The sequence below is a fragment of the Seohaeicola sp. 4SK31 genome (assembly GCF_028802875.1).
Taxonomy (GTDB): domain Bacteria; phylum Pseudomonadota; class Alphaproteobacteria; order Rhodobacterales; family Rhodobacteraceae; genus Seohaeicola.
The window spans coordinates 182,498-202,836 of sequence record NZ_JARAMP010000005.1 but is presented as its reverse complement, the minus strand read 5'-3'; the positions used below and the strand labels follow the sequence as shown (position 1 = coordinate 202,836).

General features: G+C 62.3%; 24 protein-coding genes and 1 tRNA gene. 9 read left to right on the top strand and 16 right to left on the bottom strand.

Annotated features, from left to right (window positions below; translation table 11 throughout):
* The 11 genes from PVW27_RS06445 to PVW27_RS06395 form a co-directional block, all read right to left on the bottom strand.
* A partial coding sequence (locus tag PVW27_RS06445; RefSeq protein ID WP_274556119.1) for a hypothetical protein occupies positions 1 to 438 on the bottom strand: 438 nt, incomplete at its 3' end.
* A gap of 154 nt (positions 439 to 592) precedes the next feature.
* Positions 593 to 793: a hypothetical protein gene (locus PVW27_RS06440; protein ID WP_274556118.1), complete on the bottom strand. Its 201-nt coding sequence runs from the start codon at positions 791 to 793 to the stop codon at positions 593 to 595.
* A 5-nt stretch (positions 794 to 798) separates the two neighbouring features.
* A complete protein-coding gene (locus PVW27_RS06435; protein ID WP_274556117.1) occupies positions 799 to 957 on the bottom strand; it encodes a hypothetical protein in 159 nt (52 codons plus the stop codon).
* 249 nt (positions 958 to 1,206) lie between these two features.
* Entirely contained in the window at positions 1,207 to 1,515 is a 309-nt protein-coding gene (locus PVW27_RS06430) for a hypothetical protein (protein ID WP_274556114.1), read from the bottom strand.
* Positions 1,516 to 1,815: 300 nt separating this feature from the next.
* The gene (locus PVW27_RS06425) at positions 1,816 to 2,079 is read right to left on the bottom strand and encodes a hypothetical protein (RefSeq protein ID WP_274556113.1); all 264 of its coding nucleotides are present in this window, start codon (positions 2,077 to 2,079) and stop codon (positions 1,816 to 1,818) included.
* A complete protein-coding gene (locus tag PVW27_RS06420; RefSeq protein ID WP_274556111.1) occupies positions 2,069 to 2,326 on the bottom strand; it encodes a hypothetical protein in 258 nt (85 codons plus the stop codon). Before PVW27_RS06420 ends, PVW27_RS06425 begins: the two co-directional genes overlap by 11 nt.
* Positions 2,323 to 2,790: a hypothetical protein gene (locus tag PVW27_RS06415; protein WP_274556110.1), complete on the bottom strand. Its 468-nt coding sequence runs from the start codon at positions 2,788 to 2,790 to the stop codon at positions 2,323 to 2,325. The genes PVW27_RS06420 and PVW27_RS06415 overlap by 4 nt, the downstream gene beginning before the upstream one ends.
* The gene (locus PVW27_RS06410) at positions 2,790 to 3,299 is read right to left on the bottom strand and encodes a hypothetical protein (RefSeq protein ID WP_274556108.1); all 510 of its coding nucleotides are present in this window, start codon (positions 3,297 to 3,299) and stop codon (positions 2,790 to 2,792) included. The genes PVW27_RS06415 and PVW27_RS06410 overlap by 1 nt, the downstream gene beginning before the upstream one ends.
* Before the next feature lie 227 nt (positions 3,300 to 3,526).
* Positions 3,527 to 5,164, bottom strand: a complete 1,638-nt coding sequence (locus tag PVW27_RS06405) for a DUF6538 domain-containing protein (RefSeq protein WP_274556107.1) — start codon at positions 5,162 to 5,164, stop codon at positions 3,527 to 3,529.
* A gap of 126 nt (positions 5,165 to 5,290) precedes the next feature.
* A tRNA-Leu gene (locus PVW27_RS06400) sits at positions 5,291 to 5,376 on the bottom strand.
* Between the two features lie 115 nt (positions 5,377 to 5,491).
* Positions 5,492 to 7,138 carry a peptidoglycan-binding domain-containing protein gene (locus PVW27_RS06395; RefSeq protein ID WP_274556105.1) on the bottom strand — a complete coding sequence of 549 codons (1,647 nt, stop codon included), beginning with the start codon at positions 7,136 to 7,138 and terminating at the stop codon, positions 5,492 to 5,494.
* 110 nt (positions 7,139 to 7,248) lie between these two features.
* On the opposite strand from PVW27_RS06395, the gene lipB reads away from it, so the two are divergent.
* The 4 genes from lipB (at position 7,249) to PVW27_RS06375 (ending at position 11,065) form a co-directional block, all read left to right on the top strand.
* Positions 7,249 to 7,920 carry a lipoyl(octanoyl) transferase LipB gene (gene lipB / locus PVW27_RS06390; protein ID WP_274556103.1) on the top strand — a complete coding sequence of 224 codons (672 nt, stop codon included), beginning with the start codon at positions 7,249 to 7,251 and terminating at the stop codon, positions 7,918 to 7,920.
* Between the two features lie 107 nt (positions 7,921 to 8,027).
* On the top strand, positions 8,028 to 8,450 hold the full coding sequence (locus tag PVW27_RS06385; protein ID WP_274556101.1) for a c-type cytochrome: 423 nt from the start codon (positions 8,028 to 8,030) through the stop codon (positions 8,448 to 8,450).
* Between the two features lie 270 nt (positions 8,451 to 8,720).
* On the top strand, positions 8,721 to 10,394 hold the full coding sequence (gene ctaD, locus PVW27_RS06380) for a cytochrome c oxidase subunit I (protein WP_274556099.1): 1,674 nt from the start codon (positions 8,721 to 8,723) through the stop codon (positions 10,392 to 10,394).
* A gap of 170 nt (positions 10,395 to 10,564) precedes the next feature.
* Complete coding sequence (locus tag PVW27_RS06375; RefSeq protein WP_274556096.1) at positions 10,565 to 11,065, top strand: DUF2244 domain-containing protein; 501 nt, start codon at positions 10,565 to 10,567, stop codon at positions 11,063 to 11,065.
* Positions 11,066 to 11,089: 24 nt separating this feature from the next.
* On the opposite strand, the gene PVW27_RS06370 is transcribed toward PVW27_RS06375, so the two are convergent.
* Positions 11,090 to 11,548 carry a GatB/YqeY domain-containing protein gene (locus PVW27_RS06370; protein ID WP_274556095.1) on the bottom strand — a complete coding sequence of 153 codons (459 nt, stop codon included), beginning with the start codon at positions 11,546 to 11,548 and terminating at the stop codon, positions 11,090 to 11,092.
* A 278-nt stretch (positions 11,549 to 11,826) separates the two neighbouring features.
* Between PVW27_RS06370 and carA the strand changes: the two genes are divergently transcribed.
* A complete protein-coding gene (gene carA, locus PVW27_RS06365) occupies positions 11,827 to 12,996 on the top strand; it encodes a glutamine-hydrolyzing carbamoyl-phosphate synthase small subunit (RefSeq protein WP_274556093.1) in 1,170 nt (389 codons plus the stop codon).
* Between the two features lie 95 nt (positions 12,997 to 13,091).
* Positions 13,092 to 15,071, top strand: coding sequence for a glycosyltransferase family 2 protein (locus PVW27_RS06360; protein ID WP_274556091.1), 1,980 nt, complete (start codon positions 13,092 to 13,094; stop codon positions 15,069 to 15,071).
* Here the strand turns inward: PVW27_RS06360 and PVW27_RS06355 are convergent.
* Positions 15,055 to 15,708 carry a GntR family transcriptional regulator gene (locus tag PVW27_RS06355; protein ID WP_274556089.1) on the bottom strand — a complete coding sequence of 218 codons (654 nt, stop codon included), beginning with the start codon at positions 15,706 to 15,708 and terminating at the stop codon, positions 15,055 to 15,057. The two genes, PVW27_RS06360 and PVW27_RS06355, sit on opposite strands and share 17 nt — an antisense overlap.
* A 102-nt stretch (positions 15,709 to 15,810) precedes the next feature.
* Here PVW27_RS06355 and PVW27_RS06350 point away from each other — a divergent pair, with 102 nt between their 5' ends.
* From PVW27_RS06350 to PVW27_RS06340, 3 genes are all read left to right on the top strand, one after another.
* Positions 15,811 to 16,455 (top strand): pyrimidine 5'-nucleotidase, encoded by a 645-nt coding sequence (locus PVW27_RS06350; RefSeq protein ID WP_274556087.1) that lies wholly within the window; start codon positions 15,811 to 15,813, stop codon positions 16,453 to 16,455.
* 126 nt (positions 16,456 to 16,581) lie between these two features.
* Complete coding sequence (locus PVW27_RS06345; RefSeq protein WP_274556086.1) at positions 16,582 to 16,815, top strand: hypothetical protein; 234 nt, start codon at positions 16,582 to 16,584, stop codon at positions 16,813 to 16,815.
* 64 nt (positions 16,816 to 16,879) lie between these two features.
* Entirely contained in the window at positions 16,880 to 18,082 is a 1,203-nt protein-coding gene (locus PVW27_RS06340) for a UbiH/UbiF family hydroxylase (RefSeq protein WP_274556085.1), read from the top strand.
* A gap of 59 nt (positions 18,083 to 18,141) precedes the next feature.
* Here the strand turns inward: PVW27_RS06340 and PVW27_RS06335 are convergent, their stop codons facing one another.
* The 3 genes from PVW27_RS06335 to PVW27_RS06325 all read right to left on the bottom strand — a co-directional run bounded on the left by PVW27_RS06335 (position 18,142) and on the right by PVW27_RS06325 (position 20,249).
* Positions 18,142 to 19,269 carry an aminotransferase class V-fold PLP-dependent enzyme gene (locus PVW27_RS06335; RefSeq protein WP_274556084.1) on the bottom strand — a complete coding sequence of 376 codons (1,128 nt, stop codon included), beginning with the start codon at positions 19,267 to 19,269 and terminating at the stop codon, positions 18,142 to 18,144.
* A gap of 63 nt (positions 19,270 to 19,332) precedes the next feature.
* Positions 19,333 to 19,788: an Lrp/AsnC family transcriptional regulator gene (locus tag PVW27_RS06330; protein WP_274556139.1), complete on the bottom strand. Its 456-nt coding sequence runs from the start codon at positions 19,786 to 19,788 to the stop codon at positions 19,333 to 19,335.
* Between the two features lie 5 nt (positions 19,789 to 19,793).
* Complete coding sequence (locus PVW27_RS06325; protein WP_274556083.1) at positions 19,794 to 20,249, bottom strand: Lrp/AsnC family transcriptional regulator; 456 nt, start codon at positions 20,247 to 20,249, stop codon at positions 19,794 to 19,796.
* Between the last annotated feature and the right edge of the window lie 90 nt (positions 20,250 to 20,339).

Genomic DNA, 20,339 nt, shown 5'->3' with positions numbered 1-20,339 from the left:
GCCTTGACGATCCGTGCCTTCGCCGGTCTTGGGGTCAATAGCGTGGGAGTCGATCACGTGCAGACCGCAGGCGGCATACCTGAGCGCATAGGCCAGTGTCATCGCGTTATGGTCGGCGACGTCTGCATAGTGCTCATTGGCCCGCCGCAGCCCTCCGTCGACAAGGGTCTGCATAGCGTCCGTAAGCTCTTCCAACAATTCCACCTGTGCGCGCTCACGCACGCACTGTGCTCGTTTGGTGTGATAGAGGCTATTGCGAGGGGGGAGGTTGAAAACGCCCTTGCTGGGCAAGCGGTCGTGCGGCTCGCCCTTGCGAAGGTCCAGCTTAACCACATTGGAGGTCTGGACCTCGTCCCGGTCGATCACCTCGCAATCTTCGTCATTTGGGATATTCTGCCCGGCGAGAGCAAAGGGGTTGTCTGCCGTATTTCCTGCCATTCGTCATTTCTCCTTGCAGTCAGTTTCTCATTTGCTCACTCCTTCAGACCTGTTCATTCGGCCACGTCCTGTGGGGCGTCGGTCGTCAACGGAACAAGACAAGCCTACCGCCCCGGTATTTTGGCTGGGCCGTTGACGCGGACCACCGCTATATTCACTCAAGTGAATCTATTTCAATGAAGTCACCGGCGATTGAGATAATCTTATTTGCGATCAACATCACCCGGTCCATCTGGTCTTTTCTCACCTTGTAGATTTCATCATTTTGCAGGTGAATTGCCATCTCTGATATGACTTCATTCAGCTTCTCAGCGTAGGAGACAACGCCTCCAACACTGCTTTCTTCACGAGACATGTCCATCAAGCCGACGCCAACTCAGTAACCTTGGCTGAGAGCCGCCCCAGCTCTTCGGCAATGCCCCGCGCAATCGGGTTCTGTGCGATACGGGCAAATTGATCCGTCCCGAGCACCAGCGCCGTTTCGCGGCCTTCGCGGCCCAAGATGTTGTTGATGCTCATTCTACCGTCCTTTCGTTGCGTAGTTCGATGTGAGGCAGAGTATCCCGGACCGCATGCGCGATCCATCCCATTGTAATAAAATACTTTAATGCGTCCAATCGGAGCAAGGTGAACACAGAAAAGTTCAGCTTGAAGCAGAATTCGGAGCCGATTTTGCACGTCCGCGCACAATATGTAGTAGGTGCCGAAAAGACACAGGAACGGCGCAAGCCGATTGAAAAATTCACATCCGCTCCGCCGTTGCGAGAATTAGACGGAGTCGTGCCGGTCCAGAATCTCCGTCAGGGCGTCAGAAAAGCCTGCCGGGTAAGTGTAGTCGCTGACGATGCTGTTACCCTTACCGGTAGCCCACTGTTCCGGGCAGTGCTTGAAGCCCGCGCGGTTCAGGACCGCTGCTGCAAGCTCTTCGTTGTCGTCGAGGGCCGCGCAAATCTGGGCGAAGTTCACGCGCATCCCGCGACCACCAGCGCGGCGCGCGAGTTTGGTGATTGCGTCGGCCAGCTCCTGCACCATGTCGTTGTCAAACTTGGGCAACTGCCCATTCGCAAAGGTCTGCATAATGCTATTCCATTCTTGGGGGTGATTGGGTCCCGGCGCGGGGAAGGAGAAGACCCCCCACGCAGGGGCGGCGGATTCGTCCGCCTTGGGGACCGGCTGCTTTCCGGACAACCCACCGGCTAGGAGGTAATGCGGTCCCCAAATTCTTCTGCGAGAAGGGCCGAAACTGCGCACTCGATTGCGCCCACGTTGGCGCGAAAGGTCGCGTGGTCCGGGCATGCCATGCGCGCTGCGTGCCAGAGCTGCCGACGCCGTAAGGCGCGGGCCTCAGCGGCCTTGAACTTCTCGAGGTTGAACATGTCAGGCTGCATCACGATACTTCCTTTCGGCGAGCTTCGCCGCGACTTCGGCCTGCAGCCGCTCTTCTTCGGCGGTGAAGTCTTCCGGGGTCCAGTTGGCGCGAACAGCTTCCGCCCGTGCCCACCGGGCTGCTTGTTCGTTCTTTCTCTGCGCGCTCTTGCGACGCTCTTCAGGGGGCAGGGCATAGTGATTTGCGTTCCCCCAATTTGTTTCGTCGGTGACTCCGGGGTCCGGCACGCCCAGAATGCGAATGTTATCGGCCATAACGCGCGCCCTCCGCCGCATGAGCCTTGGCCCTGAGCTGGTTCCGCTTACGCTCTTCGGGCGTCAGCTCTTCCGCGCCCGTTGCCACCTTCGCGCCGAACCGACGGCGGATTTCATCATAGGCACGGGGCGTCAGTACGTCGCCGGTCGGCAGGAAGCGGTGGCCATGCTCGGTCCTGTGAAACAACCCGCACCACGCGCCGTGGTGGTCGCGCTCAATGCTTTCAACGATCTGCCAGAACGTCATGCCAGCCCCCATGCCCTTGCCTTCGCCAGCCTTTCTGCAGGGCTGAGGGTAAGCAGGCGGCGCAACATGGTCGCTTCATCCGCGACCGATGAAGGCGCTTCGATCGGGGTAGCGTTCATGCCAAGGTCGCGGGCGCGGGACATGCGAAGGTGACGCGGGAGGCGGTTCAGCTCCGCGTGCGCTTCCTCTTCGCCCGTTTCCAGAGCTTTGCGCAGCTTCTGTTCAAGCATCTGCTCCTGTACGGCCTCAAGCTGCTTTACCTCGCTCAGGAAGGACTCAGGCAGAGGTTCGTCGATCAGGGTCGCCAGTCGGGCGCTGGGGAGCATCATAACGGCCTCACGGTCCAGCGTGATGCCCAGCAGCTTCTGGGCGTCGGCAATGACCTTGTAGCTGACCGCTTCCCAGCGGGCGCGGGTCAGGTCGTCGGACGTAACAATATTGCGGAAGTTTTCGGTGGGGTCCATCAAGCGGCCTCCTTGTCAAATATAGTTTCATAGCGTGCGTTGGTAATCGCGAAGGGAAGCGCGAAGTGTTCGAAGGGCGGAAGCGCTTTTGCATCCGCAAGGACCGTCCAACGCAGAATGTCGTCGTGCAGCGCCAGCCTCAGGCGCAGGGCGTCGATGTGCTCGAACAGAACCGATGACTGCACAGAAGACACCAAAGCGGTCGTGAAGGACACCTGTGCGCAAAACAGCCGTTCGCGCTGCTCACCCTGCAGCCACGCTTCCAAGCGCCGGGCGCGGTGGATAGCGTCATCACCGACGAACAGTTCTTCGCCGCCGTCTGCTAGGTCGAAAAGGATCGGGACGAAAACGCGCTCGCGCTCCCTGAGCGTAGGCAGCACGTCCCCAAGGCGGTAGCGGCGTTGTCCCAACGAACCGGTGGTGTAGGGCAGCGAACACGTCCGAGCCGTGACTGTATTCCGCGTCACGTCCAGCGCATCGGCAAGATCGGCCTGACTGACAGTCAGCATGGCATTCCTCATTTCGGGGGAAGAAATTTAACTATTGACTAAATGTAGCAAAAAATGGCAGCCGAGTCCACGAATCGAGGCAGAACGGTTTGCTCAGGCCGAGGAAAAGTGTTGCTGACTGGTCACACCTGAGGGGCTGCCCGTGTTACGGCCACAAAAAAGGCCCACCGAATATCGGCAGGCCATGCCGCTGACGCGGGCTTAATTCAGTCCGGAAAGTGCGCTAGTCAGTCCAGTGGCTGCAACTTGTTCAGGCTTTCAGCCAAGACAGCGATGCTGAACCCGTGCCCATAGCGGTCTTCTGTTCGGTCAATCTTATATTCGTCGGAGTCGCTGTCACGGCCCGCTAGCGCGCGGCGAATTTCAGCGCCAATTCCGGAATTGCGAGCTAGGTCCGTCCATGCGTGACGGAAGCTGTGAAAGCCAACCTTGTTTCCGACAATCTCCAGCTTGCTTAGGTCCCTTCCAAAACGCGAACCGTAGAAGGTGCCATAGCGCCCCTGCCCGTCATGGGAGATTTCGTGAAGCTGGTTGCCCCAACGCTCCGCCTCCATAAATAGCATTTTGCCGCCCGCCTTACGGCGGCGAGCAACGAAATCGGAGAATCCACGATCCAGTATCTCACGATGAACCGGGATAGTCCGAAAGGTGTTTGAGTTCTTGACCTTTTGCAGGTCGGCTTCATCGGTGACAGACAGGCAAACAAAATTCTCTTCGGTCAGCACGTCTGCGACGTGAAGTTGCGAAACCTCTTCGATCCGTAGGCCATGACACGCCCCAAAAAGCGGTGCCCAGTAGTCCACGGTGTTGGGATCGCGCGCCTTCGACGCATACTCGACAATCGACTTGACTTCATCGCGACTGAACACGTGACGCTTTGCCTTCTTGGCCGCGCTCTGCTTTTCCTGCTTTTCCGTAACAGTGTATTTACCCCACCCTGCGTCATCTTCACGCTCTCCCTCGTTAACCGCATATGACATGAGAACCTTCAACAATGTCAGATTCTGGTCGCGCGTGCGCTTGATCACACGGGGCAGCCCTTCCCTTTCCGCCACCTTGACCGCATCCCAGAAAGCAAGGGGGCGAACATCTTTCCGCGAAGACTTCGGCAACTTTACGAAGTCGCGAGCAAAACTGGTCAGGTGTTTCTTCGTCAGATCGGCGAGGGGTACGTCGCCGTGATATTCGATGAACCGGCGAACAGCGTAAGCATACTGCCCCCGCGTCTTGTTCTTGATCTTATTCTTATCGACATAGCCCTTGTCTTGGCAGAACCTTTCCAGAAGACCTCGAAGGCTGGTATCAGTGTTAGCCGTTGGTTCGATCACATCGGCGGCGGTCAAGGCATCCCTGAGTGCCCTACCCTTTTTCTCATGAAAACTGATGCGAGCCGCATCCTGAGTTTCATCAAGTTCGCGGTCGTCAGGGTCATACTCTTCGCCCATTTCATCCTTGAGCGCGTAACCCGCCCCGAGACCGGCTTTCTGAAATGCTGCGGACCGCTCATGCAGGTTCATTTCGCGGCCTGCAGCCCAGACACTACCCGCCTTCTGGATTAGCAGCTTTTGGTCCGCTGGAAGTGCTGCGATAGCATGCGCCACATCGCCTTCCAGCCGCTCTTGTTCCTTCGGCGTCAGGTCGCCAAAGACCTTCACACGTGACGATACAGCATCCAGCTTGGCTTCCAGTTCATCCAGTTCATTGAGCATCGCCCTTGCCAGTCGCTTCGCCTCAGTGAGGTCTTGCGTCTTCATGGTTCCGCGCTTGAACTCTGGCAATCCGTAGGCTTCCACGAGTCGTTTGGGCACCCGTTTGTAGTAATGCCACGTGCTGCCGATGAGCTTTGCGCCGTCAATCTTTTCCACTGGCCAATCCCCTTCTGTGCAAACTTTGTGCAAAGCTTGTGCAAAAGCCCCCAAATCCCAGACCTTCGAAAAGGCCCGAATTTCAAGGTTTTCTTGTAATTCAAGAGGATGCCATAGGCAAGATTTTGGTGCGGTCGAGAAGACTCGAACTTCCACGGGAGTTACCCCACAGCGACCTCAACGCTGCGCGTCTACCATTCCGCCACGACCGCACGTCATGTGGTGACGAGGGGCCGTATAGACAAAGCCCGCCACCTTGTGAAGGGGATAAATGCAACAGGGGCCAGACTGGCCCCTGCGCTGTCCTCATGGACGCTGTTCGTCACGTCAGTCCAGCTTGAAAGCCGGAAGCGCCGCCTTCTGCGGTTGCGGTTCCGCAGTCCCGGTCAGATCAGCCGCTGCGGCGCGCAGAAGCTCCATCCGCTCGGGCTGGCCCGGCGCGAACACCGCCTCGGTGCCGCCCGCAATCGCGTCTACAGCGACCGCATACCAGTCCTGCGCTTCTTCGGGCGAACGGGTCACCCCGAAGCCCTGCGCCAGATGATGCCCCACCAGTTCCGCATAGGGAGTCTTGCCGATTCCGACCAGCAGCAAGGCCGATCCCAGCGCCACTTCCATCCGGTCACGGCGATAACCGGTATAGAGGCAGATTTCGGCGGTGCTCTGCAACTGCTCGACCGTCATCGCGGCGCCCAGCACGAATTTCTGCACTTCGGCGCGCACCTGCGCGCTATCCGATCCCTCCAGCATGGCCACGAACGGTGCCAGCGCGGGACCGAAGGCATCGCATTGCTGATCGACCTGCGCCTGAGTCAGGCCCTGCACCTTGGCCACCATGTCCTCGCCCTTGCCGATGGCATAGGTCCGGGTCAGGCAGAACTGCTCGCTCAGCGCCAGATCAGGGTCGGCCATGGTGGCCAGGGTCACGAAGCCGCCGTTGGAATTGGTCAGCAGGCTGACCTTGCTGCAATGGCTGGCCAGTGACGGCGCTTCCGTGGGTTGCGCCGCGATCATCGGCAGCGCCTGAATCCCCCCCAGCCCCGGTGTCGGAGATGTGGACGGCGCGGCCGCCATCACCGTCACAGGTGCCGTGATCGCAGGGACGGGCAAGGGTGCAGGTGCTGCGGCCATCGTGCCGCCCGCCGTGCCCGCATCGCCCGCGATCTCGCAGGCCCCCTGCCGGCAGGTGAACATGGCCGGGGTGGCGTTGAAGGCCAGAAAGTCGTTGCGCGCATAGCCCTGCGGGGTCGAGGCAAAGACCATGACCGAGCAACTGCTGGCCCCGCACCAGAAGGAGCTGCCCGTCACCGAGGTGTCGATCAGGTAGTCCGTCCGTCCGTCCCCGTTCAGGTCGGCCAGCTGGATGAAGCCCGACCGCTGCAGCAACTGTTCGGCCGTGGGCTCGGAGCTGGCGGCGATCTCGTCCACGGCGGCCGAGACTTCGGGCGGCATCCCGCCATAGCTGGCCGTACGGGAGCCCGAGGCCCCACCCATCGCCTCGTCGCGCCAGACCACCAGCAGTCCCTTGACGCCTTGCGGGTTGGAATTCATCTCGCGGATGACCTGCGGCCCGCCGATCTGCGCGCGGCTGTAGGAGGAGACAAGGAAATCCCTCTCATAGGGCGTCAGTTGCCCGGTCGCCGGAAAGCCCAGATGTGCCTGATACTGCGCCACCGCCGCGCGGGACCGTTGCCCCATCACACCGTCGGGCGTTCCTGCCGGAAAGCCGAAATAGTTGAGCGAGGTCTGCACCTGTCGGTTCTGTTCACGCGTGGCCGAACTCATGGTGCTGCGTGGTTGCGTGCTGCGCGTCGTCGTGGTCCGCTGCCGGTTCTTGGACGCCTCGTTCACGATGACGCCCCCGATGATGCCACCGACGATCGCGGCGCCCAGATTGTCCGCGCTGGAGGGCGTCGCTGAAACTGACAAACAGAGCGCCGCCACCAGACCGGCCTTCAAACGATGAGTGGTCATTTCAAAATCTCCCCGAGATGCTTAAATAATGGCGAAAATCGTAACCCAGGATTTGTCTTTCCCAAAGAAGTTATGCAGGAAAGGCTTGCCAGGACGGGTTTCGGGCATCGTTGGAGCAGGAATTTCGCGGCATGGTTGAATGGATCACGACCCCCGGCTTGATCGATTACCGCGAGGCCGAGCGATGGATGGAGGCGCGCGTCGCGGGAATCGCAGCGGGCACCGCGCCCGAGGCGATCTGGCTGCTGGAACATCCGCCGCTCTATACGGCAGGCACCAGCGCGCGGATCGCGGATCTGACAGATCCCGATCGCTTCCCCGTCTATCCCAGCAAGCGGGGCGGGCAGTATACCTATCACGGCCCAGGTCAGCGGGTGATCTATGTCATGCTGGATGTGGGACGGCGCGGCCATGACGTGCGCCGCTTCGTGCAGCAGCTTGAGGGTTGGGTCATCGCCACGCTGGCCAGCTTTGGGGTGCAGGGCCATATCCGCGAGGGCCGCGTGGGCGTCTGGGTGGAACGGCCCGACAAACCCCGCAGCATCACCGGCGCGCTGGCCGAGGACAAGATCGCCGCGATTGGCATCCGCTTGCGCAAATGGATCAGCTTCCACGGCATCTCGATCAACCTTGACCCGGATCTGGGGCATTTCTCCGGCATCGTGCCCTGCGGGATAAGCGAACACGGTGTCACCAGCCTGCGCGATCTGGGGCTGGACACGCGTCTTGCCGATCTGGACGCGGCCCTCAAGCTTAGCTTCGCCAGCACCTTCGGCGAATAGTCGCAGACCACGCGCAAAGTTGAAATGACTGTTGCACGGGCTAACTGTAAGAGTATCACTAGGGGCAGGAAATGCCTTGCTACCCAACAAACCCAAGAGGTCTGACTATGAAATTCCTGATTACCGCTTCTGCCGCCATGCTGGCCCTGTCCGTCCCCGCCTTCGCCGCAGGCGATGCCGCCAAGGGCGAACGTGAGTTCAACAAATGCAAGGCCTGCCACATGATTCAGGCAGAAGACGGCACCGACATCGTCAAGGGCGGCAAGACCGGCCCGAACCTCTATGGTGTGATCGGTCGTGCGGCCGGTGCGCAGGAAGGCTTCCGCTATGGTGAAAGCCTTGCCGCTGCCGGGGAAGCCGGTCTGGTCTGGGACGAAGAAAACCTTGCCAGCTATGTGCAGGACCCCAAGGCTTTCCTCGTGGAATACAACGATGATCCCAAGGCGCGCTCGTCCATGAGCTTCAAGCTGGCCAAGGGTGCCGAGGACGTGGCGGCCTATCTGGCCTCTGTCGCGCCTGCGACCAACTGACCACGGGTCACATCCGGGGCTGCCCCATCCGCGGCGGCCACGGCATGACAGAGGATGGAAAACCCGGCTTTGCGCCGGGTTTTTTCGTTATTTGCCAAGGCATTAACAGGATTGTCCGCCCCACCTGACACATTTCAAGGTGCGACAATATACATTGATTCAGATCAATTTCGCGGATTGCCGTTGCGCCCCGGCCATTCTAAACAGGTCGGGAAATGCGCGCGGGGGAGTCTTTTCCGCGCTGAATACCCACCTACAGGAGGCAACCGCATGGCCGACGCAGCCATTCACAGCCACGGACACGAGGACCAGCGCGGGTTCTTCACCCGTTGGTTCATGTCCACGAACCACAAGGATATCGGCATCCTCTACCTGATCACCTCTGCGGTGGTCGGTCTGATTTCCGTCACCTTCACCATCTACATGCGGATGGAGCTGATGGAGCCGGGTGTCCAGTACATGTGCCTTGAAGGCGCACGGTTCATTGCGGATTCCGCCGCTGAATGCACCCCGAACGGTCACCTCTGGAACGTGATGATCACCTATCACGGCGTTCTGATGATGTTCTTCGTCGTGATCCCGGCCCTGTTCGGCGGTTTCGGCAACTACTTCATGCCGCTGCAGATCGGCGCGCCGGACATGGCCTTCCCGCGCATGAACAACCTGTCCTACTGGATGTATGTTGCAGGCACCGCGCTGGGTGTTGCCTCGCTGCTGGCACCGGGCGGCAATGACCAGCTGGGTTCGGGTGTGGGCTGGGTGCTCTATCCGCCGCTTTCGACCAATGAGGGTGGGTTCTCGCTCGATCTCGCGATCTTCGCGGTCCACGTCTCGGGTGCCTCGTCGATCCTTGGCGCGATCAACATGATCACCACCTTCCTGAACATGCGTGCCCCCGGCATGACCCTGTTCAAGGTGCCGCTCTTCGCATGGTCGATCTTCGTCACCTCGTGGCTGATCCTGCTGTCGCTGCCGGTTCTGGCTGGTGCCATCACGATGCTGCTGACCGACCGCAACTTCGGCACCACCTTCTTCGATCCCGCAGGTGGCGGCGACCCGGTTCTGTATCAGCACATCCTGTGGTTCTTCGGCCACCCCGAGGTCTACATCATCATCCTGCCCGGCTTCGGCATTATCAGCCACGTGATCGCCACCTTCTCGCGCAAGCCTGTCTTCGGCTACCTGCCGATGGTCTGGGCGATCATCGCGATCGGCGCGCTGGGCTTCGTCGTCTGGGCCCACCACATGTACACCGTGGGCATGTCGCTGACGCAGCAGTCCTACTTCATGATGGCCACCATGGTCATCGCGGTGCCGACTGGTGTGAAGGTGTTCAGCTGGATCGCCACCATGTGGGGCGGCTCGGTCACGTTCGAGACCCCGATGCTCTGGGCCTTCGGTTTCCTGTTCCTGTTCACCGTCGGTGGCGTGACCGGCATCGTGCTCAGCCAGGCGGCCATCGACCGTGCCTATCATGACACCTACTATGTGGTGGCTCACTTCCACTATGTGATGTCGCTGGGGGCGGTGTTTGCCATCTTTGCCGGGATCTACTTCTACTTCGGCAAGATGACGGGCCGCCACTATCCCGAATGGGCCGGCAAGCTGCACTTCTGGATGATGTTCCTGGGGTCCAACCTGACCTTCTTCCCGCAGCACTTCCTGGGCCGTCAGGGGATGCCCCGCCGCTACATCGACTACCCCGAGGCGTTTGCCCTCTGGAACTACTGGTCGTCGATCGGGGCCTTCATCTCCTTCGCCTCGTTCATCTTCTTCTTCGGCATCATGTTCTACTCGCTGTTCCGGGGCGCCCGCGTCACCCAGAACAACTACTGGAACGAATATGCCGATACGCTGGAATGGACCCTGCCCTGCCCGCCGCCCGAGCATACTTTCGAGCAGCTGCCCAAGCGGGAAGACTGGGACAAGAGCCACGCCCACTAAGGCACGGCACTGAGACAAGAAAGGGCCCCTGCGGGGGCCCTTTTGCATGGGATGTATCGCGGGCAGAAAGCGCGCCCGCCCCTGCGACACATCGCACCGCAGCTTCGGGGTTTACTGATCCGCCGGACGGGTTACTTTTGCGTCACCCACCATACAAGCCCCCCGGACATATGCCCTATACCTGGACCGATACCGCCGACCATGCCCGCAGCCTGCGCCTCTGGCCGCACCGCTCCCTGCCCCGGCGCGGGATGGCGGCTTTTGTCCTGGCCACCTTCACGCTGATCACCATCCCGCTCTACCCTTTGCTGGGAACGGTCGTCCTGTGGGGACTGTTGCCCTTCCTGATGGCCGCGGTCGCGGCGGTCTGGTGGGGGCTGGAGCGCAGCTATCGGGACGGCAATATCCTCGAAGAACTGACCCTCGATCCCGGCCATATCCACCTGACCCGGACGAACCCCAAGGGCGACCGGCAGGAATGGGATTGCAACAGTTTCTGGGCGCGGGCCGAACTGCACCCGCAAGGTGGGCCCGTGCCCTTCTACGTGACCCTGACCGGCAATGGCCGGACAGTCGAAATCGGCGCCTTCCTGTCGGAAGACGAGCGTAAGGACCTGTTCAACGAATTGTCCGAGGCGCTGCGCCTCAGCAAGACCGGATCCCCGGCCTGAGATCAGGCCGGGTCGCGGATCGCCTCAGCTCAGGCGGGTCTTGATCATCGGCCCGACGGCGCCGAAATCCATCTGGCCCGTATATTTGGCCTTCAACTCGCCCATCACCTTGCCCATGTCGCGAATCGTGGTGGCACCGGTTGTGGAAATCGCCTCGCTCACCGCAGCGTCGATCTCGGCCGCGCTCAACTGACGCGGCAAGAATTCCTCGATCACCGCGATCTCGGCCCGCTCGCGCTCGGCCAGATCGACACGCCCACCCTCTTCATAGGCGCGCACGCTCTCCATCCGTTGCTTGGACATCTTGCCAAGGATCGCCAGAACCTCGGCATCCCCCACGCCTTCCGAGTCACCATCGCCGCGCGCCGCGATATCCCGGTCCTTGATAGCGGCGTTGATCAGACGAAGCGTGGACAGACGGTCTGCCGCCTTGTCCTTCATGGCCTGTTTGAGGGCCGTATTGACCCGTTCGCGCATATCCATTCTGCCCATTCCTCGGCGTTGTAACAAACGTGACACATAGTATGTCCCACAGCCGGGGGCAACCGCCCTACCCATAGGGACAACCTTGTCCCATTGACGCGGCGCGCGTGACTTTGCGGCACAGGATCACTTGACCCTGCCGCGCCTGACCCGTAAACCTCCGCCAGTTTGCGCCTGCGCTGCGCGGGCGATCACGGCAGAGCCCCGACGGGGCCGGCCCACTGGTCGCACCCCGCCTGCCAAGGCCCGCCGCTGCCCCTTCCGAACCGGAGACGCCCATGCCCCAGTCCACCGCCCCCCGCCCCACAGCCTGCCTCGTGCTTGCCGATGGGACGCTGTTCTACGGTCGCGGCTTCGGTGCCACGGGCGAGACGCAGGCCGAACTGTGCTTCAACACAGCCATGACCGGCTATCAGGAGATCATGACCGACCCGTCCTATGCCGGGCAGGTCGTGACCTTCACCTTCCCGCATATCGGCAATGTCGGCGTGAACCCCGAAGACGACGAAACCGCCGATCCCGTCGCCGCCGGCATGGTCGTGAAATGGGACCCGACCGAGCCCAGCAACTGGCGCGCCGCCGAACATCTGACCACATGGCTGGAAAAGCGTGGCCGCATCGCGATCGGTGGCATCGACACCCGCCGCCTGACGCGCGCGATCCGCCAGCAGGGGGCGCCGCATGTGGCGCTGGCCCATAACCCCGATGGCGTGTTCGATATCGAGGCGCTCGTCGCCCGCGCCCGCGCCTTCCCCGGCCTCAAGGGGCTGGATCTGGCCAAGGACGTGACCTGTGCGCAATCCTATCGCTGGGATGAGATGCGTTGGGCATGGCCCCAGGGCTATGCCCGCCAGGAAAACGCCAGGTTCAAGGTCGTGGCGGTCGATTACGGCGCCAAGCGCAATATACTGCGCTGCCTTGCTTCGGTTGGCTGTGACGTGACCGTCCTGCCCGCGACCGCCACAGCGGATGAGGTGCTGGCCCATAGCCCCGATGGTGTGTTCCTGTCCAACGGCCCCGGCGACCCCGCGGCCACTGGCGCCTATGCCGTGCCGATGATTCAGGGTGTCTTGAAACAGGACATCCCCGTTTTCGGGATCTGCCTTGGTCATCAGATGCTGGCCCTCGCCCTGGGGGCCGAGACGATCAAGATGAACCACGGTCATCACGGCGCGAACCATCCCGTCAAGGACCTCGAGACCGGCAAGGTCGAGATCACCTCGATGAACCACGGGTTCGCGGTGGACAGCCAGACCCTGCCCAAAGGCGTGCTGGAAACCCATGTCTCGCTGTTCGATGGCTCGAACTGCGGCATCCGCCTTGCCGATCGTCCGGTGTTCTCGGTGCAATACCACCCCGAAGCCAGCCCCGGCCCGCAGGACAGCTTCTACCTGTTCGAGCGCTTCGCCGCCCATATGGCCGAACGCGCGGAAAAGGTTGCCGGGTAACCGGCTGTTAAATCTGCATTAACCAATGCTTGCCATTCTGGTGCCCTTGGGCGCGGAAGATCCTGTCCGCGTGATGATGGACATGGGGATGGCAGATGTTGTTCTGGACCAGCGGCGGGGCGACCCCGTCAACCGCCGTCGCGCTCCGCAACGACCTGCCGCGGGCGCCTCATCGCGCGGCGCCCGTTGCCGTTCCCCCTCGCGACCGGGCCACGCCGGATCTGGCCCGCTATCTGGTTGACCGGAAGCTGATCAGCATCGGACAGATGCTCTCGGCGCGTCGTCAGATGCGTCATGACCGGGCCAGTATCGCCGATATCGCCCTGAACGAAGGATGGCTGACCGCCGAAACCCTTCTTCAGGCCCGCGCCGATTGTTTCGCGCTGCGCCGCGTGAACCTTATGGCCGAACCGCCCGATCCTGAACTGGCCACGATGCTGGAACCTGCAACCTGTCTTGGATTGGGCGTGCTGCCTTGGCGCAAACGGGCGGATGGCACCATCCTCATGGCCACCACCCGCCCCGAAACCTTTGCTGCGACCGTAGCAGACCTGCCCGCGCCCCTGCATCTGGCCCGTCCCATTCTGGCCGACCCGACCGATCTGGACGCGGCCGTCGCGCGTCAGTGGCGCGAAGAGATGGCCGCCGCTGCCTTGACCCGCGTGCCCCTGTCCGAAAGCTGCCGCACCTGGGCCGGTCCGACACGGCGCCGCATCGCGCTCCTGACTGCCGCGCTGCTGACGGTGCTGGGTCTGGTGCTCCTCTACCCGCTTGCCATTTTCAGCCTGCTCGTCCTTTGGGCCGGGATGACCCTGCTGGTGGCAGCACTGCACAAGACCGCTGCGGTCGCGGCCTTTCTTACCCGGCGCGAGGTGCAGTCACCGCCCGCAGCGCACCCCCCTCTCACTCTTCCTCTGCAGCGCCCTGTGGTGTCCATCCTCGTGCCGCTCTACCGCGAACCCGAAGTGGCGGACATCCTGATCAAGCGGCTTGAAAAGCTGACCTATCCAAAGGCCCTGCTGGACGTGCTTCTGATCCTTGAGGAGAACGACACGGTCACGCGCGACGCGCTGTCCGGTATCGCGCTCCCCCCATGGATCAGGGTGATTCCGGTGCCCGATGGCCGACCGCGCACAAAGCCGCGCGCGATGAACTATGCGCTGGATTTCTGCCGTGGGGACATCGTGGGCATCTTCGACGCCGAAGATGCGCCAGATCCCGATCAGATCGACCGGGTTGCGGCCCGTTTTGCCGATGCGCCTTCCGATCTGGTCTGCCTCCAAGGGGTGCTGGACTATTACAACCCACGCCAGAACTGGCTGGCGCGCTGCTTCACGATTGAATACGCCAGCTGGTTCCGCGTGATGATGCCCGGCATGGCACGGCTGGGCTTTGCCATCCCGCTGGGCGGCACGACGCTGTTCTTCCGCCGCGCGGCCCTTGAAACCCTCGGCGGCTGGGACGCCCATAACGTGACCGAGGATGCCGATCTGGGTTTCCGCCTCGCCCGCCACGGCTATCGGACCGAAATGCTCGCCACCACCACGGCGGAAGAGGCGAACTGCCACCCGTTGCCATGGGTCCGGCAACGCTCACGCTGGCTCAAGGGGTATATGGTCACCTATCTGGTGCATATGCGCAGCCCGCGCCTGCTGCTGCGGCAACTGGGGTTGTGGCGTTTCGTCGGCTATCAGACCCATTTCATCACGGCGCTCTCGCAGTTCCTGCTGGCGCCGGTGCTTTGGTCGTTCTGGCTGGTGCTGTTTGGTCTGCCCCATCCGCTGGACGGGATGCTTTCGCCGCCGATGCTCACCGCAATCGCCAAGCTGTTCCTGACGGTCGAGGTACTGACTGTCGCGACCGGCCTGCTGGCCGTGTCGGGTCCTGCGCATCGGCATCTGCTGTTCTGGGTGCCGACACTGCAATTCTATTTTCCGCTCGGCGTTCTGGCCGCCTACAAGGCCCTGTTCGAGCTGATCTTCGCCCCCTTCTACTGGGACAAGACAACCCACGGCCATTCCTTGCATCCACGCCCGCCCGGACTGGTCCGGCGGCTGATCACTCCACGCTTCTGAGTGTGCCGCTGTCCAGTTTGAGCCGGGTCACGAAGGCCTTGGAGATATGGTCCTTCAGCGCCTGATATGCCCCCATCTCGTCCCGGTTCTCGATCGCGGTGACAATCGCCGCATGTTCGGCCAAGGCCACCTCGCCACGCCCTTCCGCGGCCAGCGACGTGGTCGCCATCAGCGCCATCGACCGATGCACAAGATCAAGCTGCTGCACCAGATACCGGTTATGCGAGGCCAGATGGATCTGCTTGTGAAACCGCCGGTTTGCCCGCGCCAGCCCCTTGGGATTGCCCAATAGCGCCTGATCCGCCTCGACCATGTCGCGCAGCACCCGCGCCTCCTCGGCGGTGGCATGACGCGCCGCCAGACGCGCCGCCAGCCCCTCCAACTCGGCGCGCACCACGTAAAGCTCGCTCAACTGGTTGTGGTCCAATGAGGCCACGATCAGGCTGCGCCCGTCGCGCGTCAGCAGGGATTGTGTCTCAAGCCGTTGCAAAGCCTCGCGAATCGGGGTGCGCGAGACACCGAACCGCTCGGCCAGCTCGCTTTCCACCAGACGGTCGCCGGGGCGGTAGATGCCGGTGTCGATCGCTTCAAGAATAAGGGTGTAAGCGTCTTTCTGCACCGGTTTGAGGTCCTTCATCCGTGCCGTCTCCTTGTTCATCGCGCCAGACTATCGCCGCCGCGCCCCGTCAGGCAAGGCGCAACTGTTGCAGAGCCCCCGCCTGCGCGATAGCGTCGCGCCATGGCAAAGCAGCATTTCTCTCATGTGACCGGTTGGGTCTTCGATCTGGACAATACGCTCTATCCGCCCGAGGCGCGTCTGTTCGACCAGATCGAGGTGCGGATGACGCAATTCGTGATGGATGCGCTGGGGGTGGATCATGCCCGCGCCAACCACCTGCGCCGCCATTACTGGCACACATACGGCACCACCCTTGCCGGTCTGATGCGCGAGCATGACGTGGATCCGGCCCCCTACCTGACCCATGTCCATGACATCTCGCTGGATCACATTCAGGTGGACCACGACCTAGCCGCCCATATCCGCAGCCTGCCGGGGCGCAAGATCGTCTATACCAACGGCTGCGCCCCCTATGCCGAACGGGTCATCGCGGCGCGGGGGCTCTCGGGTCTGTTCGATGCGGTCTATGGCGTGGAACATGCGGGCTTCCTGCCCAAACCCGAGGCCGCCGCCTTCACGGCCATCTTCACCGCAGACGGGCTGGATACTTCCCGCGCCGCCATGTTCGAGGACGACCCCCGCAACCTTGCCGCACCGCATGCGATGGGGATGCGGACGGTCCACGTCGCCCCCGATCCGCATGAGGCCGCGCATATCCATCACCATACCAACGACCTGACCGGGTTTCTGGCCAGATTGCTCTGACACCTGCCCTGCTGCGGCACCTCGCCGCGCTGCGGCAATCCGCGCCTTTCATGACAGCGCCAGATGCCTATCTGGAAGGCAGGTCCGCCAGCGGACCCTGCCATGCATCCCGGAAAGGACCCCCCGATGAGCAAGATCGACACCAGCCTTGTGGCCGACACGCAGCTTGACCTGCCCGCCGCCCCTCACACGGCGCAGGCCGAAACGTCGCCCGACAGGATGATCCTGCTGATCACGCTTGTCGGGATCATCCTCTGGGGTCTGTCGGTCGCCGCATTCGGCATCCCCGGCCTTTACATCCCCGCCCTGATCGCTGTCCCGGTGATCTGGACCCTGCTGATCATCATCACGCGCGGATGACGGAATGCCGCTTGGACCTTTGCCATCCCGCGCTCTAAGTAGTGGGCCAGCAGGAGGACCGATCATGCGGCCATTCGATTTCGATATCCTTGTCTCTGGCGGCGGTGTCGCAGGGTTGACGGCAGCAGCCGTGTTCGGCAGCGCGGGGTTCACCGTGCTTTGCGTCGATCCCGCCCCGCCCGTGACTGACCGAGAGGCTGAAGGCGCCGATCTGCGCACCACCGCTTTCCTGCAACCGGCCCAGGCCCTGCTGGATCGCGCGGGCCTGTGGGACCGCCTCGCCCCTTACGCCGCCGACCTTCAGGTCATGCGGATCGTCGATGCGGGCGGGCCCGCCCCGGAACCCCGCCTGACAAAGGATTTCAACGCTGCCGATATCTCGGACCGGCCCTTCGGCTGGAACCTGCCCAACTGGCTCTTGCGTCGCGAAATGATCGCGCGTCTGGCCGAACTGCCCACCGTCACCTTCCGCCCCGGCACCGGCGTCAGCACCGTCTTCACCCGCCTGACCGAGGCGCGTGTGGGCCTGACCGACGGCACCACCGCCCGTGTGCGTCTGGTCATCGCCGCCGATGGCCGCAATTCTCCTGTGCGCGAGGCTGTGGGCGTGCCGGTCAAGACCACCCGCTATGGGCAAAAGGCGCTGGCCTTCGCCGTCACGCATGACGCGCCGCACAACAATATCTCGACGGAAATCCACCGCTCCGGCGGCCCGTTCACGCTGGTGCCGCTGCCCGATCATCAGGGCCAGCCTTCATCCGCCGTGGTCTGGATGGAACAGGGGGCCGAGGTGATGCGGCTGGCCGCCCTGCCCCAAGCGGAATTCGAGGCGGAAATGAACACCCGTTCCTGTCTGCTCTTCGGCCCGCTGACGCTGGCCTCGCGCCGCACGGTCTGGCCGATCATCAGTCAGGTCGCTGAACGCATGTGCGCCGAACGTGTCGCGCTGGTGGCCGAGGCCGCCCATGTCGTGCCCCCCATCGGCGCGCAGGGATTGAACATGAGCCTTGGTGATCTGCGCGTGCTTCTGGAACTGGCCGAGGCCGCACCTGACCGTCTGGGCGATGCCGCCATGCTGGAAACCTTCCACAAGCGCCGCCACACCGAGGTGCGCGCCCGCGTGGCGGGAATCGACCTGCTCAACCGCGCCTCGATGATGGACGCCCAACCCCTGCGCGACCTGCGCGCAACAGGGCTGAACGCGATCTATTCACTCGCCCCCGTCCGCCGCACGATGATGCAGATGGGTCTGGGCGCGAAAGGCTGAGGCTGGCACATGCTGCCCCGTCGGATGCCTCCGGCGGGGATATTTTCAGCAAGATGAAATCAGAGCACCTTGTCGATGACCGTTTTCAACCGTGCCAGCGTGGCGGGCACATCGTAGAGCTTGTCCAGCCCGAACAATCCCAGCCGGAAGGTGCGAAACCCCGCAGGCTCGTCGCATTGCAGGGGCACGCCTGCCGCGATCTGCATGCCCAAAGCGGCGAATTTCTTGCCGTTCTGGATCTCGGGATCGTCCGTATAACTGACAACGACCCCCGGCGCGCCGAAACCATCGGCGGCGACCGACACCACGCCCTTATCGGCCAGCATCTTGCGCACGCCATTCCCCAGCGCCCACTGCGCCTGCCGCAATTTTTCAAACCCGTAATCCCGCGTCTCCAGCATCGTGTCGCGGAAGGCGCGCAGCGCATCGGTGGGCATGGTGGCATGATAGGCATGCCCGCCCCCCTCATAGGTCTGCATGATGCTGAACCATTTCTTCAGATCCACCGCGAAACTGTCGGATTGCGTATGCTCTAGCCGATCCATCGCACGCTGCGACAGCATCACGAGGCCAGCCGAGGGCGAAGCGGACCAGCCCTTCTGCGGGGCCGAGATCAGCACATCCACGCCCGTGGCCTTCATATCCACCCAGGCACAGCCAGAAGCGATGCAATCCAGCACCATCAGCGCGCCCACCTCATGTGCCGCCGCTGCCAGCGCGGTGATATAGTCATCAGGAAGGATCAATCCGGCCGAGGTTTCCACATGCGGCGCAAAGACCACATCGGGTTTCGCCTCCCGAATGGCCGCCACAACCTCGTCAATCGGGGCGGGCGCGAAAGGCGCCGTCACCCCGTTCCCGGTCTGGCGCGCCTTGAAGACGGTGGTTTTCGCCGTGAACCCGCCCGCCTCGAAGATCTGGCTCCAGCGGTAGGAGAACCAGCCGTTCCTGACCACCAAGGCATGGGCATCATGGCCGAACTGCCGCGCCACCGCCTCCATCGCGTAGGTGCCGCCACCGGGGACCAAGGCCACGCCATCGGCGTTGTAGACCTCTTTCAGCATCGCCGAGATATCACGCATCACCTGCTGGAAACTGGCGCTCATGTGGTTCAGCGACCGGTCGGTGAACACGACCGAGAATTCCAGCAATCCGTCCGGGTCCACAGTGTCCAGAAGTGCGCTCATGGGTCTCTCCTCCTCGGCGTTTCCCAAGGGGTAGCGCGACGCGGCGCCAAAGGCAAAGCCCGTTTACAATGGTCCCGGTCGCCGCTCCTCGGACAACAGGACATTCGCCTCCACATCGCCCACGCCGGGCAGCGTCATGATCCGGCGCCGCAGCACGCGTTCAAAGTCGGAAATATCGCGCGCCACGACCCGCAGGCGATAGTCGTACAGCCCAAGGATATGCTCGACCGTCTGCACCTCGGGGATGGCGGACACCGCGCGCTCGAAATCCTCAAGGCTGACCCGGCCCTTGGTGGCCAGTTTCACGCCCAGAAACACGGTCACGCCAAAACCCAGCTTTTCGTGATCCAGCACCAGACGGCGGCCCTTGATCGCGCCCGCCTCCTGCAACCGCTTTACCCGCCGCCAAGCCGCAGGCTGCGACAGGCCCAGCCGCCGCCCCAGCGCGCCCGCGCTCAGGGTCGCATCCGCCGCCAAGGCCCGCAGAATGGCGCGGTCCGTGTCATCCAGATCGCTCAAGCTTATCATACCGGCAGAACCTCATCCGATTTGATCCGCGCCACATGCATCAAGGCTTCGATATCCGCGATATGCGGCAGGGTCAGGATGCGCGTGCGGTAAAGCTGCTGATAATGCCCCATGTCCCGGGCAATCACCGACAGACGCAGATCGACGCGGCCCAGAAAGCTCTGGATCTCCAGCACTTCGGGAATCTCTCGCGCGGCTTCCAGAAAATCATCGAAGGCCCGCGTCACCGTCTTGTCCAGCGTGATGCGCAACGACACCTCCACCGCATAGCCAAGCGCCTGCCAGTCGATCACCGCCTGTTGTCCTTTCAGGATACCCCGCGCCGTCAGGCGTTCCAGCCGCCGCCAGCAGGTCGCCTGCGTGACCCCGGCCCGCTCGGCCAGTTCCGCTGTGCCCAGTTCGGGATCGGCCTGAAAATGGCGCAGGATGCGGCGGTCCGTGTCGTCAAGCATGATTTATGCACCAAATGGAAATCGGCGAATGATATTTCACCGTTCTTCCAAATACTCAATAAAAACGAAAACACAATGAGCAAAGGATCG

Coding starts and splice junctions, on each gene's coding strand:
- PVW27_RS06440 (WP_274556118.1), bottom strand. CDS start 793: ATGTCTCGTGAAGAAAGCAGTGTTGGAGGCGTTGTCTCCTACGCTGAG.
- PVW27_RS06435 (WP_274556117.1), bottom strand. CDS start 957: ATGAGCATCAACAACATCTTGGGCCGCGAAGGCCGCGAAACGGCGCTG.
- PVW27_RS06430 (WP_274556114.1), bottom strand. CDS start 1,515: ATGCAGACCTTTGCGAATGGGCAGTTGCCCAAGTTTGACAACGACATG.
- PVW27_RS06425 (WP_274556113.1), bottom strand. CDS start 2,079: ATGGCCGATAACATTCGCATTCTGGGCGTGCCGGACCCCGGAGTCACC.
- PVW27_RS06420 (WP_274556111.1), bottom strand. CDS start 2,326: ATGACGTTCTGGCAGATCGTTGAAAGCATTGAGCGCGACCACCACGGC.
- PVW27_RS06415 (WP_274556110.1), bottom strand. CDS start 2,790: ATGGACCCCACCGAAAACTTCCGCAATATTGTTACGTCCGACGACCTG.
- PVW27_RS06410 (WP_274556108.1), bottom strand. CDS start 3,299: ATGCTGACTGTCAGTCAGGCCGATCTTGCCGATGCGCTGGACGTGACG.
- PVW27_RS06395 (WP_274556105.1), bottom strand. CDS start 7,138: ATGACCACTCATCGTTTGAAGGCCGGTCTGGTGGCGGCGCTCTGTTTG.
- PVW27_RS06385 (WP_274556101.1), top strand. CDS start 8,028: ATGAAATTCCTGATTACCGCTTCTGCCGCCATGCTGGCCCTGTCCGTC.
- ctaD (WP_274556099.1), top strand. CDS start 8,721: ATGGCCGACGCAGCCATTCACAGCCACGGACACGAGGACCAGCGCGGG.
- PVW27_RS06375 (WP_274556096.1), top strand. CDS start 10,565: ATGCCCTATACCTGGACCGATACCGCCGACCATGCCCGCAGCCTGCGC.
- PVW27_RS06370 (WP_274556095.1), bottom strand. CDS start 11,548: ATGGATATGCGCGAACGGGTCAATACGGCCCTCAAACAGGCCATGAAG.
- carA (WP_274556093.1), top strand. CDS start 11,827: ATGCCCCAGTCCACCGCCCCCCGCCCCACAGCCTGCCTCGTGCTTGCC.
- PVW27_RS06360 (WP_274556091.1), top strand. CDS start 13,092: ATGTTGTTCTGGACCAGCGGCGGGGCGACCCCGTCAACCGCCGTCGCG.
- PVW27_RS06355 (WP_274556089.1), bottom strand. CDS start 15,708: ATGAAGGACCTCAAACCGGTGCAGAAAGACGCTTACACCCTTATTCTT.
- PVW27_RS06350 (WP_274556087.1), top strand. CDS start 15,811: ATGGCAAAGCAGCATTTCTCTCATGTGACCGGTTGGGTCTTCGATCTG.
- PVW27_RS06345 (WP_274556086.1), top strand. CDS start 16,582: ATGAGCAAGATCGACACCAGCCTTGTGGCCGACACGCAGCTTGACCTG.
- PVW27_RS06340 (WP_274556085.1), top strand. CDS start 16,880: ATGCGGCCATTCGATTTCGATATCCTTGTCTCTGGCGGCGGTGTCGCA.
- PVW27_RS06335 (WP_274556084.1), bottom strand. CDS start 19,269: ATGAGCGCACTTCTGGACACTGTGGACCCGGACGGATTGCTGGAATTC.
- PVW27_RS06325 (WP_274556083.1), bottom strand. CDS start 20,249: ATGCTTGACGACACGGACCGCCGCATCCTGCGCCATTTTCAGGCCGAT.